Origin of the sequence: Bradyrhizobium sediminis (genome assembly GCF_018736085.1) — a bacterium.
Classification (GTDB): Bacteria; Pseudomonadota; Alphaproteobacteria; order Rhizobiales; family Xanthobacteraceae; genus Bradyrhizobium; species Bradyrhizobium sediminis.
In genome coordinates this window covers 3,842,495-3,857,178 of the sequence record NZ_CP076134.1, presented here as the reverse complement: position 1 = coordinate 3,857,178, position 14,684 = coordinate 3,842,495, and the positions used below count along the sequence as shown (strand labels likewise).

The window sequence follows — 14,684 nt, the reverse complement described above, 5'->3', positions numbered from 1 at the left end:
GGCTGATATCGCGATGAGGCGGAACATGGCGGGATTGTCGCGCGCCGCAAGAGCGGCGCGCTGCGCAGCGTCCGGGGCTAGGGCCGCCACGCAGCGCGCCGACCCCTGAGAACGTCACGGCGCTAATACACTTACAATTAAAGGTTGTGCGAATGAATGTCAAATCCTTGCGGCGAAGCTCGTGCATGAATGGTGTGCATATCCTTACGCTGCGCGCGCCAATTTTCTCATGAGATCGGCGGCAATTTTCAAGTCATCGACAAAGCGCTGATATTCCCGCGCCTTGGCGGCCGCATCCGGCAGCCGCAACAGATAGGACGGATGCACCGTCACCAGCGCTTTGCAGCCGTCGTCGAGATCGATCAGGCGGCCGCGGCTCCGGTTGATCGGCGTGATCTTGCCGAACACGCTTTGCGCCGCGGTGGCGCCCATCGCCACCACCAGATCGGGTTTGATCGACTTGAGTTCGCGTTCGTACCATGGCCGGCATGCCCTGATTTCAGGCGTCGTCGGCTTCTGGTGCAGGCGGATTTTTCCGCGCCTCACGAATTTGAAATGCTTCACCGCGTTGGTGACGTAGACCTTCTTGCGGTCGATGCCGACCTGTTCCAGCGCGCGGTCGAGCATCACTCCTGCAGGCCCCACGAACGGCCTGCCGGCGAGGTCTTCCTTGTCGCCGGGCTGCTCGCCGACCAGCATCAGTGATGCGTGCGGCGGGCCTTCGCCGAACACGGTCTGCGTCGCATCTTTCCAGAGCGGACAGGCGCGGCAGCCGGCGGCCTCCTCGCGCAAGGCTTCGAGGCTGACGCCGGAGGGGTGAGACGCTGGGGTCATGGGCGTTTTCCGCTTCCCGTTGAGGCTATCACTGCGCCGAGCCGGGAGCCAATGCGGGCAGGGCGTCGAAGGCTCCTTTACATCCAATTGGAATTGTTCACGAAAATCGTGAATGCGGATCTCGATTGACTCCGCAGGGCCTATTAGCTTTATATTAGAACATATCATGAACAAATGGGCCGGTCGCTGGTTCTCTCCTGAACCGGCGGCGGCCACCATCCCAGAGGGAGCGGCGCATGAGCGGCGCACGCACGAACACGCTTGCGAGTTTGCGCGGCAGCATCGAGCGTATCGAGGCCCATGCCGACGCGCCTGCGCGCGTCGCGCTCGGGCATGCGGATGCGGATGCGACGCTGCAGGGCGGCCTCGCGCTGGCCGCGGTGCACGAGGTGTTCGCCGAGGGACGGCAGAGCGCCGCGGCGACGGGCTTCATCGCAGGCCTGGCGGGGCGGGCGGCGACGCGGCGGCCTCTGGTCTGGGTACGGCAGGATTTCGTCGAGCTGGAATCCGGCGCGCTGTCGATGAGCGGGCTGGCCGAACTCGGCCTCGATCCGCGCCTCGTGGTGACGGTGCGCGCCGCCGACATCAACGCCGCATTGCGCACCGCCGCCGACGCGCTGGCCTGCGATGCGCTTGGCGCCGTGGTGCTGGAAGTCTGGGGCGAAACACGACAGCTCGATCTCGTCGCCAGCCGCAAGCTGACGCTGGCGGCGCAGGCTTCCGGAGTCACCGGATTAGTGCTGCGGGTGGCGGCGGAACCTCAGCCCTCGACGGCGGAGACACGATGGATCGTGCGCGCGGCGCATTCGCCGCCTGCTCCAGCTTTAATGCCTGCGGCGCTTGGGAGCGCGTGGGGCGCGCCAGTGTTCGACGCGCAACTCGTCCGCAACCGTCATGGCCCTGTCGGGCGGTGGATCATGGAATGGAAATGTGATGAGTGCCTTTTCGAGAAACCGGCGGCGTATCCTCAGCCTGTGGCTGCCGCGCCTGCCCATCGATCGCATCAAGCGCCAGCTCGCGCGCGTCGGCGACTTGCTGGTTAGTACCAAAGCGTTTTCAAGCGAAGTGGGTGCCGGTTCGCGTGAAGAAAACGCGTCAACGCAAAACGGTCCCAGCATCGTCGTCGCCAGGCAAAACAACGCGCTGCACATTTTCGCGCTCGATGACGCCGCCGCGCGCCTCGGGCTTTCGATCGGCCTGCCGCTCGCCAATGCCCGCGCCATCTGCCCGCAAATAACAGTGTTCGATGCCGATGAGGCGGCCGACGCCAGGGCGCTGGACGACATCGCCTGTTGGTGCGACCGCTTCACGCCGCTGGTGGCGCTCGACCCCCCGCATGGCCTGTTTCTCGACATCACCGGTTGCGCCCATCTGTTCGGCGGCGAGGCCGCGCTGATGGATATCGTCTGCGGCGCGCTGACGCGGCACGGCTTTGCCGTCAGCGCAGGCATCGCCAGTACCTCGATCTGCGCGCGGACGATGACGCGCCATGTTTCGGGAAAAATCATCGCCGAGGGCGAGGAAGCCGCTGCGGTCGGGCCGCTGCCGGTGTCCGCGCTCGGCGCCGCTGACGCCATCACCCGCGGCCTGCGCCGCGCCGGGCTGAAAACCATCGGCGATGTGGCCGCGCGCGCGCGTCACGAGATCACGGCAAGGTTCGGCGCTGATTTCACCACCCTGCTGGAAGGCGCGCTGGGGCAGGGCGATGCGCCGATCAGTCCGCGCAAACCGCTGCCGGATTACATCGTGGAGAAAAGGTTCTCTGAACCGGTCGCCACCGAAGCCGTGATCTCGGCAACGCTGTCGCGTCTGGCCGGGATGCTGGTCGCGGCGATGGACCGGCAGGGCAAGGGCGCGCGGCAGCTGCAAGCCCATTTCTTCCGCACCGACGGGATCGTTCGCGCGATCGCGGTCGACACCGGTCAGCCCGTGACCAAGGCCGAGGTGATCGACCGGCTGTTTCGCGAGCGGCTCGATGCCCTGAACGATCCGCTCGATCCCGGTTTCGGCTTCGATCTCATTCGCCTGTCGGCCAGCCGCGTCGAGATCGTCGTGCAGCAGCAGCGCGATCTCGACGCCAAGGTGCACGACAATGACGAACTAGCGGCCCTGATCGACCGCATCGCCGCGCGGATCGGCGGACGGCGCGTGGTCGTGTACTTGCCGCAGGACACCCATATTCCCGAACGCGCGGTACTGGCGGCGCAGGCGCAGCATCATCTTGCTGCGGCCCAGCAGGCGGACTGGCCGGTACGGGCGGAGAGCGAACCTCCCTTGAGGCCGCTGCGGCTGTTCGCGCGGCCGGAAGCGATCAAGGTGATCGCGGAAGTGCCGGATGGGCCGCCGGCGTGGTTTCAGTGGCGGCGGGCCACCCATACGGTGATGCGCGTCGAAGGTCCGGAGCGCGTCGCCATGGAATGGTGGCGTTCCCCGGCCGAGATGCTGACGCGCGATTATTTCCGCGTCGAGGACGAAGCCGGCCTGCGGTTCTGGCTGTACCGCGACGGTTTGTACAATCGCGAGATCGCGCAGCGCGAGGGCGAAATCGCTCAGCCGAACTGGTTCGTGCATGGACTGTTCGCATGAGCCGCATGGATGGCATGGCCTATGCCGAGATCGGCATCGCCACGAATTTCTCGTTCCTGCGTGGCGGGTCGCATCCGCAGGAATATGTGCAGCAGGCGAGCGAATTGCGGCTTCCCGCCATCGGCATTGCCGATCACAACACGTTGGCCGGCGTGGTGCGGGCCTACAAGGAGCTGGAAAACCCCGAGGTCAGATGCCGGCCGAAGCTTCTGGTCGGTTCGCGCCTCGTCTTTATCGACGGCACGCCGGACATCCTGGTCTATCCGCGTGACCGTGCGGCTTACGGCCGGCTATGCCAGCTGCTTACCCGCGGCAAGCGCGGCGACGATGCCGACAAGACCGATAAGGGCGAATGTCGCCTGAAGCTGGATGATCTCCTCGAATTCAGCGAAGGGCAGCTTCTGGTTCTGGCGCTGCCGCATCGCTTCGAGGCGGCCGCAGCGTTTCAGCTGCTGGACCTGTTGCAGCGCAGCCGCGCCGATGGCGTGTGGCTGGCGGCGAGCCTGTTGTATCGCGGTGATGACAGGCGCCGTTTCGGACGGCTGCAGCGGATCGCCGCCACCGCCCGGGTGCCGCTGCTGGCGACCAACGAGGTGCTGTATCACCATCCCGCGCGCCGCCCGCTGCAGGATGTTCTTACCTGCATTCGCGAAAAGACCACCATCGACGCCATCGGCCGGCGTCTCGAAGCCAATGCCGAACGCTACCTCAAGCCGGGACACGAAATGGCGCGGCTGTTTCGCGATGCGCCGGAGGCGATCGCGGAAACCAAGCGGTTCGCGGATCGCATTACGTTTTCGCTCGATCAGCTCAAATACCAATATCCCGACGAACCGGTGCCGCCGGGCAAGACCGCGCAGCGCCATCTGGAAGACCTGACCTGGGCCGGCGCGCACCAGAGATTTCCGGTCCGGATTTCGCCCAAGACCAGGAAGGTCCTGCACAAGGAACTGCGGCTGATCCGGAAGCTGAAATACGCGCATTATTTTCTCACCGTGCACGACATCGTCCGTTATGCGCGCAGCCAGAATATCCTCTGCCAGGGCCGGGGATCGGCGGCGAACTCGGCCGTCTGTTACGTGCTCGGCGTGACCTCGGTTGACCCGACCAAGGTCGATCTGCTGTTCGAGCGGTTCATTTCCAAGGAACGGCTGGAGCCGCCCGACATCGACGTCGATTTCGAGCATTCGCGGCGCGAGGAGGTGATGCAGTATGTCTACCGCCGATATGGCCGGCATCGCGCCGCGATCATCGCCACTGTGATTCATTATCGCCCGCGCAGCGCGATCCGCGACGTCGGCAAGGCGCTGGGGCTGACGGAAGATGTCACCGCCGCACTGGCCGATACGGTGTGGGGCAGCTGGGGCAAGGGCCTCAACGAAATGCAGGTCAGGCAGGCGGGCCTCGACCCGCAAAATCCCATGGTCGACCTCGCCGTCGAGCTTGCCGCCGAACTGATCGAATTTCCGCGGCATCTGTCGCAGCATGTCGGCGGCTATGTGCTGACCCAGGACCGTCTCGACAGCTATGTGCCGATCGGCAACGCCGCGATGGACGACCGCACCTTCATCGAATGGGACAAGGACGACGTCGACGCCTTGAACATGATGAAGGTCGACGTGCTGGCGCTGGGCATGCTGACCTGCATCCGCAAATGCTTCGACCTGATTTCAGATCACAAGGGCGAGCGCTACGAACTGGCGACGGTCCCGCAGGATGTGCCCGAGGTCTACGACATGCTGTGCCGGGGCGAGTCGCTCGGCGTCTTCCAGGTCGAAAGCCGCGCGCAGATGAACATGCTGCCGCGCCTCAAGCCGCGGATATTTTACGACCTCGTCATCGAGGTCGCCATCGTGCGGCCCGGGCCGATCCAGGGCGACATGGTGCATCCCTATCTGCGTCGGCGCAACGGCGTTGAAAAGGAAAACTATCCGTCGCCTTCGCTCGAGTACGGCTCCCCGGATGAACTGTACAAGGTTCTGCACAAGACCCTCGGCGTGCCGCTGTTCCAGGAACAGGCGATGCGGATCGCCATCGAGGCGGCGAAGTTCACCTCGGAGGAAGCCAACGGCCTGCGCCGCGCCATGGCGACGTTCCGCAACGTCGGCACCATCGGCAAGTTCGAATCCAAGATGGTCAACAACATGATCGCGCGCGGCTACGATCCCACGTTCGCGAAAAACTGTTTCGACCAGATCAAGGGATTCGGCAGCTACGGTTTTCCGGAAAGCCATGCCGCAAGTTTCGCCCAGCTGGTCTATGTCTCGTCATGGCTGAAGCATTTCCATCCCGATGCATTCTGCTGCGGGCTGTTGAATTCGCAGCCGATGGGTTTTTACGCCCCTGCGCAAATCGTCGGCGATGCGCGCAACAACGGCGTCGAGGTGCGCGAGGTCGACGTGTCGTTCAGCCACGCGCAGAACATGCTTGAGGAGGGAAGCGGAAAATATCACGCCGTGCGGCTCGGCTTCCGCCAGATCGACGGCTTTCACTGGGACGATCCGGATGAGGCGAGGTTGAAGAGAAGCGTTCCGTCATTCCGGGGCGTCGCGTCAGCGACGAACCCGGAATCTCGGGATTCTCAGATGTGCGATAGCACATCAGAGTTCGTCGCTAGCGCGACGCCCCGGAATGACAAGGGCGAGAAGATGGAGGACTGGGCCGAGCGCATCGTCGCCGCGCGGGCCCGCCGCCCCTTCACTTCGCTGGAGGATTTCGCCCGCGACACTGGCTTGCCCAAGCGCGCGCTGATCCTGCTGGCGGATGCCGATGCGTTTCGCTCGATCGGGCTCGATCGCCGCGCCGCATTGTGGGCGGTGCGGCGGCTGCCCGACGACGTGCCGCTGCCGCTGTTCGAAATCGCCGTGGCGCGCGAGCAGCCCGACGAGAAGGCGCATCCGCTGCCCGAGATGCCGCTGCCGGAGCAGGTGGTGGCCGACTATCAGACCATCCGGCTGTCGCTGAAGGGCCATCCGATGGAATTCCTGCGGCCGATGTTTGCGAAGGAGGGCGTCCTCGCCTGCGAACGCGTCTGCCATGCCAACGACAAAAAGCGCGTACGCTGCGCCGGCGTGGTGCTGGTGCGGCAGCGTCCGGGCAGCGCCAAGGGCGTGGTGTTCATGACGCTGGAGGACGAAACCGGCATCGCCAATATCGTGGTATGGCCGAAGGTGATGGAACAGTTCCGAAAAGAAGTGATGGGTGCGCGGCTCATCCTGGTCGAGGGCTATATCCAGAGCAGCCCGGAACAGGTGACGCATCTGGTCGCGCAACGGCTCTGCGACCGCTCGCATGATCTGGTCGGTCTCGCCAACGACGCGCTCAGCCGAAAACATCCGGTGCCGGCGGGCCCAGCATTGATCGAACCGCTCAACGACGACCCTCGCGAGCATCCCGACAGTCCAGCCCAGAAAATCCGCCATCCGCGCGATGTGCGGATCCTGCCGCCCTCGCGGGATTTTCATTGAGCGAATTTGCCCGCCACACCCCTCATTGTCATACCCGCCGCGGCACTTGAGATTGAACCGTGAAGTCCCGGAGTACTGGATCATCCGCTTTCGCGGATGACGACATTAGAGGTGTTCGCAATGACGGTGAACCGTTTTGCTCCTGAACCCTACAGTCCAGCAAATCCACGCAGCTTTTTCACCGTTTCGGCGGCGTCCTTGGCTTCCTCGGTCGTCAGGACGGTGATCTCGCCGGTGCGCCTGTGCAAGACGCTGTGATGGATTGCCGCGCCGGAAAGGCCGTCCACGTCCGACTTCACCGCGATGTCGTCGATATCGGAGAGAGCGAACTCGACAGGCTTCTTGTTCCACAGCAGCATCTTCTGCTGCAGCGTTGCCTTGCCGGACTCCTTGTCGAGCGTAAGCGTCGTTGAGCCTGCCTTCAAAATGCACTTGCGCGGAGTTTCTTCGATATTCGCCATGGCAAGGTCCCCTTTGGTTTCCTGCTTTCACATGCCAGTTATCGAGTGATGCCTTGGGTTGCGTGGTGTCGATGCGGCCATCCTTCGCTGCGAAACAAGGCGATACCCACACGCAAGCCGCCAGAGAGATGACCCTGACGGCTTGCCGTTGCGTGGTGTTTGCGTGGAGGTGTGCTGCGTCGAGCTGCGTCGAACGTAACCGTGCCTAACCACGCCATGGGACGCACGGTCTCACTGAAATGAGGCGCGGTGCGTTGCCAGTGTGTCGGACCAACGATCCCCGATGGCGCGAATGCTGTCATGCGCGATGATATCGATCAAGCCAGCGTTGCTGTCCTATCGATGTGCCGGGATGCCGAAGCCTGTCGAGACGGCGCGCAATCGCCTGGACAGGCCTATTCCTCATCCACGCCCGGCGCCTGCCTCAGCATGAAATGACCGAACGCCGAGGCGATGGGCTTGGCCCGGTCGTCCTGCCAGGCCTGCGCCTCGAAAGCGACGACGCGCCGACCCTGCTTGACGATCGACACATTGGCGTGGCTGTCCAGCGCACGGCCGGAACGCAAATAATTGATCGTGAGGCCGATCGGCTTCGGCGGCGACACTCCGAGTTCGCGCGTCACGCCCACGATCGCGGCCGTTTCGAGGAAGGCGCCGGTCATGCCGCCGTGGATGGCGGGCAGGATCGGATTGCCGATGATCCTCGGCGAGAAGGGCATGACCAGCGTGCCATCCTCGCCGATGCGGATGCCGAGACAACGCGCAAAGGGGCTTTGGGCGAATGGGCCGGTCGGATCCTCCGGCGCTTCGAGCGTCGGCAGCGCGCGATCCTCCATCGCACGGTCCCGAAGCATGTTGGTCCGGTTCGCGCCGATCATGAAGCAGGCTGTTGCAGTGGCGACGGGATCGTCCTCGGATTCCTGGTAGGCCGTCGAGCGCACGAAGGCGATCGAGCGGGTTACGCGGGAGCAAAACGAATGCGCCTTGATGTCGAGGCCGGGCGTTGCGGGCTTCTGATAGTCGATGCGCAGGTCGAGCGTGGCGATCGCGCGCGTCCCATCGAGCGCGAGCTGGACGGCCATGCCGCAGCTCTCGTCGAGCATGGCGGTGACGACGCCGCCGTGAAGAACGCCGGTCCCGGTGTCGCCGACGAAGACGGGGCGGTACGGCAGGCTCGACCAGGCTTCGCCAGGGGCGGCGCGGTCGAGCCGAAGTCCGCTGATGTAACCATAGACGGAGCGGCGGCCCTGGATGGCTTCGGCCAGTTCGTCAAACGGCAGCGGCGTATTGAGTATCGGTGTTTTGGACATGCCGGCGTTCTAGAGCATATTGCGAAGTGAGCAAGAGATGGCGCGCCTCGCTCCGGGAACGTTTCTCTGGAGCGGGATTGGGTGCGCCTGCCATTCAGCCATTCGCCACGTGCACCCTGGGCTTCCGTCCGGAATTCCACTGGCCGCCGACCGCCCGCTCGATCTGCGCCGCCAGCTGCAGCAGCAGCCCATCGTTGGCCTGCCTGGCCTGAGCTTGTATGCCGAGCGGCAACCCATTCTCATGTTCCGCCAGCGGCAGCGAGATCGCGGGAATCCCGCACAGATTGGCGAGCGGCGTGAAGGCGAAGTTGCGCCATAGATTGCCGAACCAATCCAGCACCGATGGATTGTCCGATATCGTCAGGTATTCGACGGTGCCGACTTTCGGCGTCGGCAGCGCGGTGATCGGCGTCAGGATGATATCCCATTCCTCGAAAAACGTCCCGAAGCCGCGGGAGGTGGTGTTGAAGACCGCTTGCATGCGCGCCCGCTCGGCAAACGACGTGTGCCGGCCAGCTTCCCAGATCCGTATGTTGACGGGCTCGACGAGATCCGCCGGCGGCCGGTCCAGCCCGCGTGCCGCGAGCATGTTGCCGATCACGACCGCAAAATTGCTGATGTAGCAGGTGGTCTGGGCGTCGAAGGCGGCGCGATAGTCGATAGCGGGCAACGCATAATCCACGCGATGGCCGAGGCCTTCGAGGAATCGCCCGACTCTTTCGAGCTCCGATGCGATCTGCGGTGTCGCCCGATAGTCGCCCCACTGGTGCGAGAGCGCGATCTTGAGCGGTCCCGGATCACGCTTGATCATATCCTGGTAGGGCTCCGGTGAGGTCCAGAACGGCATGAATTCGCCTGATGCGGGACCCCGGCATGCGTCCACGAAAACAGCGGTATCGCGTACCGAACGCGACTGGCAGCCCTGGATCGATACCAGCCCCGTCAAATCCGAAAGATGCGGTGCGAGCGAGAACACTCCCCGTGAAACCTTGAGACCGATGTTTCCGTTGACCCCGGCCGGAATGCGGATCGAGCCTCCGCCGTCAGTGGCATGCGCGATCGGTACGACGCCCGCCGCGACCATGGCGGCGCTGCCGGCGGATGATCCGCATGTCGTGTAGTCCGTGTTCCACGGGTTGCGCGTAACGTAGACGGCGGGATTGTCTGCCGAACTGCAAACTCCGAACTCCGGTGTGGTCGTCCGTCCGATCAGGTTGAGTCCCGCCTGGCGCATCTTCGCCGTCAGGAAAGTATCGGCGGTGGCGCGATTGCCGCGCATCAGCAGCGAGCCCATTTCCTGCAAACGCCCCTTCATCGTCGGGCCCAGATCCTTCATCAGGAAAGGCAGGCCGGCAAAGGGCCCCGCGAGATTGGTGTCCTTGCCGGGATCGGCGATCGCGTCCTCGAAGACCTCGACCACTCCCGACAGCGCCGGATCGACCTTGGCGATGCCCGCGGCCGCCTGACTTGCCAATTCCTTTGCCGTCAGCTCGCCCTTCCTGACGCGCGCGGCCAGCGCCACTCCGTCGTGCTGCGCCCAATCGTTCCAGCTCATCGGCAAAGTCATGCGATTCAATCCCTTCGGTGCGGCGCCACCTTAGTTTCGCATCATGGCAAGTCAATCAATTGAGATGCACGGGAATCCGGCTCAGGCGGTTCGCGTCACCCGCCTTGAAACAACCTGCGTTTGATCGGGATCGCGATGGAAGTCCGCTTTGAGTCAAGAGCCGAAGTCTGGACCTCACGATGCGATGTCAGCTTTGGCTGCGAACCGTCCGGCTCCGCGAGTCGCACTCTGGACGTGGTTACAACCCAGCTCGGGAAATGTCAGCCGAGGGGAGAACATCATGCTGAACGTTTCAGACGAAACGCACGACAGGAACCACTGCGAGCAAACATGCTTATCGCGCGATAGGCCTGGTGCTGCTTGCAGCAGGATCGCGCACCGAAAAGACGCTACGGCGCCTAGCCCGCAACCTGGGAGGCGGCCGACATCAGTTCCTGCGACGTCGGCGCTCCGAACATGCGACGGCCGCCTTCGGGAACTTCGGTAAAGCTCCAGCGCACGATCCCCTCCCGGTCGAGCAGGAACTGACCGAACAGCTGGCCTGTGCCCGTTGCGGCCATGCGCTGATCGGCTTCCGTCATTTCGTAGCCGTCTTTTGCGTTGAGGACATCAGCCGCCGCTATCGGATCCATCGGCTCCGGCAGTTCGCCCGGCAATGCCATCCGCATGCTCATCACCGCGTTCATGCCCATCTTGCGCGGCCATTCGGTTTCGCTCTCGGTGAACTCGAGATTGGGCAAGCCGAACGCGCGGTGCGAGATGCGCTCGGGATCGGACGCGGCGAGCAGGTTGGGCAACGGATGGTAACGGAAATAGAGCCGCGCACGCTCGATCGGCGTATTGACCACCGTGAGACTTTCGATGCCTTTCTCGCGCAGGGCGACGTCAAGTTGCGCCTGGGCCGCGATATGGCGCCGGCAGAATGGGCAATGCAGGCCTCGAAACAAGCCGACCAATATCGGGCTGTGGCCGCGAAAGTCATCCAGTGCGATCTTGCCCTGGCGTGTGATCGCGTCCAGCACGATGTTCGGTGCGCGGTCGCCCGGCTGGAGTGGCCCATCGACATGAAGTTCGGTCATGGTGACCTCCTTTGCTTGCTAATCAAGAAACGGCAATACGATCAGCCCCTGGGGATCAAGCCCGTGCCGGGCGCAGACGTCGTGTGCCAGGGCGAAATACCGCTCGGCCTCCGGCATATCGCCTCGATCGAGGTTCAGCGTCGCCAGCCCATCATAGCATGGAAAGAGCTGTTGCGGCTCGCCTGTTTCCTGCGCCACCTCGATTGCCTCATGGTAGCAGCGGGCGGCCAGTTCCGGCTGGCAATGGCATTGATAGATTTGCCCCAACACGATCAACGGCACGGCGAGATGCTCGCGCTGATCCAGCGCGCGGTCGAGTTCGATCGCCTTTTCGGCAGCCGGCACGCCTTCCTCGGCGCACCTGTCCGTGAAAGTGCAGCAGGCGACGGCGAGATTGGCAAGAAGCCGCGCCTGAAAGCCGAGATCGCCGATCCGACGCGCCACATCGAGGCCGCGCCGGCACACCTCGATGGCTCGCGCCGGATCGACCATGGTGTAGAGCACGCCAAGATTGGTGTAACCGCGGCAGGCTGCGCTGAGAAGGCCGGCGGCTTCGGCAGCCGCGACGCTTCGCTCCACCTCGCATACGGCCTCCCGGCTCCGTCCCAGCCGCGCCAGCGCAACCCCTTTGGTATTGAGAGCCTCTGCAGTGGCGCGCGCCGCCTCGAGTCTAGTCTGCTCATCCAGATCCGGCGGCACGGATTGAGCGTAGCCAAGCGCCTCGTCTGCCCATCTCGCAGCCGCCGCGTGATCGCCCATGCGAAACGCGAGATGGCCGCGCTCCTGCAAGAGGTGCGCCCACTCGATCGGCGCATCGGTCCCTTCAAGCAGCGCAGCCGCCTCGGCGTAATGCGCCTCCGCCTTGTTTCGTTTGCCGGCGTCCCACAGCAACTGGCCAAGCTTGCGAAGTATTCGCGCTGCGGCGGCGCGGTTCCCGGAAGCGCGGTGGGCCTCCAACACCGTCTGGTAATGTTCGTCGGCCGTGTTCCGACGGCCGGCCGCCCGGCACAGATCGGCTATTCGCTCGTACAGCACGAGCCGTTCCGGTCCTTGATCGCCGGCGGTCAACAAGACGGCGAGCGCCTGCTGATAGAGACGGATGGCGTCGTCGTTGGCGTAAGTCGCGCGTGCTCGATCGCCGGCCGCGCTCAGGTAGCGTGCGCCCTTCGGCTTGCTCGCGCTGAGGCTGAAATGATGTCCCAGCAGTATGAGGTCTTCGAGCCGCTCGGGATCATCTCCATACAACCGCTCCAGAGCGGCACCGATCCGGCCATGCATCTCGATGCGCCGCTGCAGAAGCAGGTTTTGGTAGATTACATCCTGAAGCATGGTTTGCGTGAAACGGTAGGATTGCAGCGAAATCGAATTCGCGCCCGAGATCTCCTCGATAATCTCGGCGTCGCACAGCAGTTCAAGCCCTGCCTCTACTTTCGCCGGGTCGGTCGCCGTGGCGCCGAGAAGGGAAGCATCGAAGCGCGGCCCGATGACTGCTGCCTCCTGCGCCAACCTGCGCACCACGTGTGGTAGCCGATCCACGCGCGCGAGCAACAACGCCTGAATGCTCGCCGGAATGTCGGCGGCCGCCTCATCGGACTTGATCTGCCAGTGCGAGCCGTCGCGTTCCAAAACGCCGGCTTCGATGAGACCGCGTATGATTTCTTCGATGAACAGCGGATTCCCGCTCGCGCGTTCAAGGATTCGATTGGATAGATTGCCGGATAATTCGTTGCAACCGAGACCGAACAACGCCGCGAGCAGCCTTTGCCCGTCAGCGGCGCCGAGGGGCGCCAGCCGGAGTATTGTGTGGCTAATTCGACTTGAATCGAGTTGATCCATTTCAAGCATTGGCCGGTGCGTGAACAATAGCATCAGCCGTCGGCGCTCCAGCCGATCCATCAGGAACCGCAGCGCCTCGAGCGACGCGGCATCGGCCCAGTGCAGGTCTTCCACAATGATCAGGAGGGGCGACAGGGCCAGACGCCGTTCGAACACTGTGCGGATTGCGAAAAAAATCTGTCGCCGGAGTTGTTCCGGCTCGACATGTTGCAGGGCCTCGTCGGGGTCGCCGAGACCGAGAACGTGGAAGTAGAGGGGCATCAGGCGCTCGATCTCTTCGGCCGCCAGGCCAAGCTCCGACAGCGCTTCGGTCAGCTTGGCCTGCGCCTCTACCGCCGAAGCCTTGTGCGCGATGCCATAAGCACTGCACAGCACCGCGGCAAGAGTACCGTAGGATTGCTCACCCAGCGGCGAGCAGACCGCCCGCCGGATTGCCACGCCTGCGAAGCGGTCCTCATCACGGGTGCGGGTAACGAATTCATCCACCAGGCGAGATTTTCCGATGCCGGCTTCGCCAACCAGGCGCATCAGTTGAGCAGTTCCGCCACACGCCAGATCGAGGCTCCCGATCATGCGGGCAATCTCGGCGTCGCGCCCGATCAGCGGCGCGCTCAGGCCCAGTATTTCGAGTCCTCGTGCCGCACGCGGCGTGTCGAGCGGCCCCTTCAGACGATGGACCAGCACGCTGCCCATCTTGCCGCGGAGCGTAACGTCGCCAAGTGATTCATACGAAAATGCATGGCGGGTAAGGCGGTGGGTCAGTGGCCCCACCAGCACCTCGCCCGGAGGTGCCATCGACTGCAATCGTTGGGCGGTATTCACCGTATCGCCGGTCACTGAATAGGACTTGGCGACCCCCGCACCGAGCCCACCCGCAACCACGTGCCCGGTGTTGATGCCGATATGGAGCATGAGCGGCGAACCGGCGTATATCTGCGAACGTTCTCCGAGCTGCGCCGTCCGCTTGATCATGTCGAGGGCCGCGCGAACCGCCCGCTCAGGGTCGTCTTCGTGCGCGGCCGGCGCACCAAACAGCGCGAGCAGCGCATCGCCGATGAATTTGTCCACGAAGCCGCCAAAACTTTGCACCGCTGCCGTCAATTCCTCGAACAATTCGTTTTGAAGAGTCTGCATGACTTCCGGGTCGAGTTGCTCGCTCATGGTGGTAAAGCCACTGAGGTCCGCAAACAGCACGGTAATGGTCCGGCGGTTGGCTTCGGTGTCTGCCCTGCGGTGTCCTCGCTCGGTCGCGGCAATCGGGTCCGGCATCGGCGCTGGTGGCTGGGCCCCAATCGGGACCGTCGTCGGAATCGTCGGAGACGACGGCTTCCGTCGGTTGCCGGCTTTAACGGCGTCGTCGATCTGGGCGCCGCATTTCGGGCAATACGTAAAATCCGGTGCGCACGCATGGCCGCAGCCGGGGCACGCATTCGGTTGCTTCACCCCGCATTTCGGACAGAAAGCAAAGCCGCTCTGAACCTCGAAACCGCAACCGGAGCAGTTCATGGATCAATACCTCGCGGGAGCCGCGATGGCGCGATCTG

8 protein-coding genes and 1 pseudogene are annotated in these 14,684 nt (G+C 63.8%); 3 read left to right on the top strand and 6 right to left on the bottom strand.

Going from position 1 to position 14,684, the window contains the following annotated elements; all coding sequences use genetic code 11:
* Nucleotides 1-204: 204 nt before the first annotated feature.
* Nucleotides 205-801, bottom strand: a pseudogene (locus tag KMZ29_RS18625) (UdgX family uracil-DNA binding protein); the annotation flags it as partial.
* A 269-nt stretch (nucleotides 802-1,070) separates the two neighbouring features.
* Here KMZ29_RS18625 and KMZ29_RS18620 point away from each other — a divergent pair.
* The 3 genes from KMZ29_RS18620 to KMZ29_RS18610 are packed head-to-tail and all read left to right on the top strand — an operon-like array spanning nucleotide 1,071 to nucleotide 6,887.
* Complete coding sequence (locus tag KMZ29_RS18620) at nucleotides 1,071-1,877, top strand: ImuA family protein (protein WP_215620589.1); 807 nt, start codon at nucleotides 1,071-1,073, stop codon at nucleotides 1,875-1,877.
* Nucleotides 1,768-3,420, top strand: a complete 1,653-nt coding sequence (locus KMZ29_RS18615) for a Y-family DNA polymerase (protein WP_215620588.1) — start codon at nucleotides 1,768-1,770, stop codon at nucleotides 3,418-3,420. Before KMZ29_RS18620 ends, KMZ29_RS18615 begins: the two co-directional genes overlap by 110 nt.
* Before the next feature lie 5 nt (nucleotides 3,421-3,425).
* Complete coding sequence (locus KMZ29_RS18610; RefSeq protein ID WP_215624331.1) at nucleotides 3,426-6,887, top strand: error-prone DNA polymerase; 3,462 nt, start codon at nucleotides 3,426-3,428, stop codon at nucleotides 6,885-6,887.
* Between the two features lie 149 nt (nucleotides 6,888-7,036).
* Here KMZ29_RS18610 and KMZ29_RS18605 read toward each other — a convergent pair whose 3' ends face one another.
* The 5 genes from KMZ29_RS18605 to KMZ29_RS18585 all read right to left on the bottom strand — a co-directional run bounded on the left by KMZ29_RS18605 (nucleotide 7,037) and on the right by KMZ29_RS18585 (nucleotide 14,646).
* A complete protein-coding gene (locus KMZ29_RS18605) occupies nucleotides 7,037-7,348 on the bottom strand; it encodes a hypothetical protein (protein ID WP_215620587.1) in 312 nt (103 codons plus the stop codon).
* 395 nt (nucleotides 7,349-7,743) lie between these two features.
* A complete protein-coding gene (locus tag KMZ29_RS18600) occupies nucleotides 7,744-8,658 on the bottom strand; it encodes a hotdog domain-containing protein (protein ID WP_215620586.1) in 915 nt (304 codons plus the stop codon).
* A gap of 94 nt (nucleotides 8,659-8,752) precedes the next feature.
* Entirely contained in the window at nucleotides 8,753-10,225 is a 1,473-nt protein-coding gene (locus KMZ29_RS18595; protein WP_215620585.1) for an amidase, read from the bottom strand.
* A gap of 398 nt (nucleotides 10,226-10,623) precedes the next feature.
* A complete protein-coding gene (locus KMZ29_RS18590) occupies nucleotides 10,624-11,304 on the bottom strand; it encodes a peroxiredoxin-like family protein (protein WP_215620584.1) in 681 nt (226 codons plus the stop codon).
* Between the two features lie 18 nt (nucleotides 11,305-11,322).
* Nucleotides 11,323-14,646, bottom strand: a complete 3,324-nt coding sequence (locus tag KMZ29_RS18585) for an adenylate/guanylate cyclase domain-containing protein (protein ID WP_215620583.1) — start codon at nucleotides 14,644-14,646, stop codon at nucleotides 11,323-11,325.
* Nucleotides 14,647-14,684 lie beyond the last annotated feature (38 nt).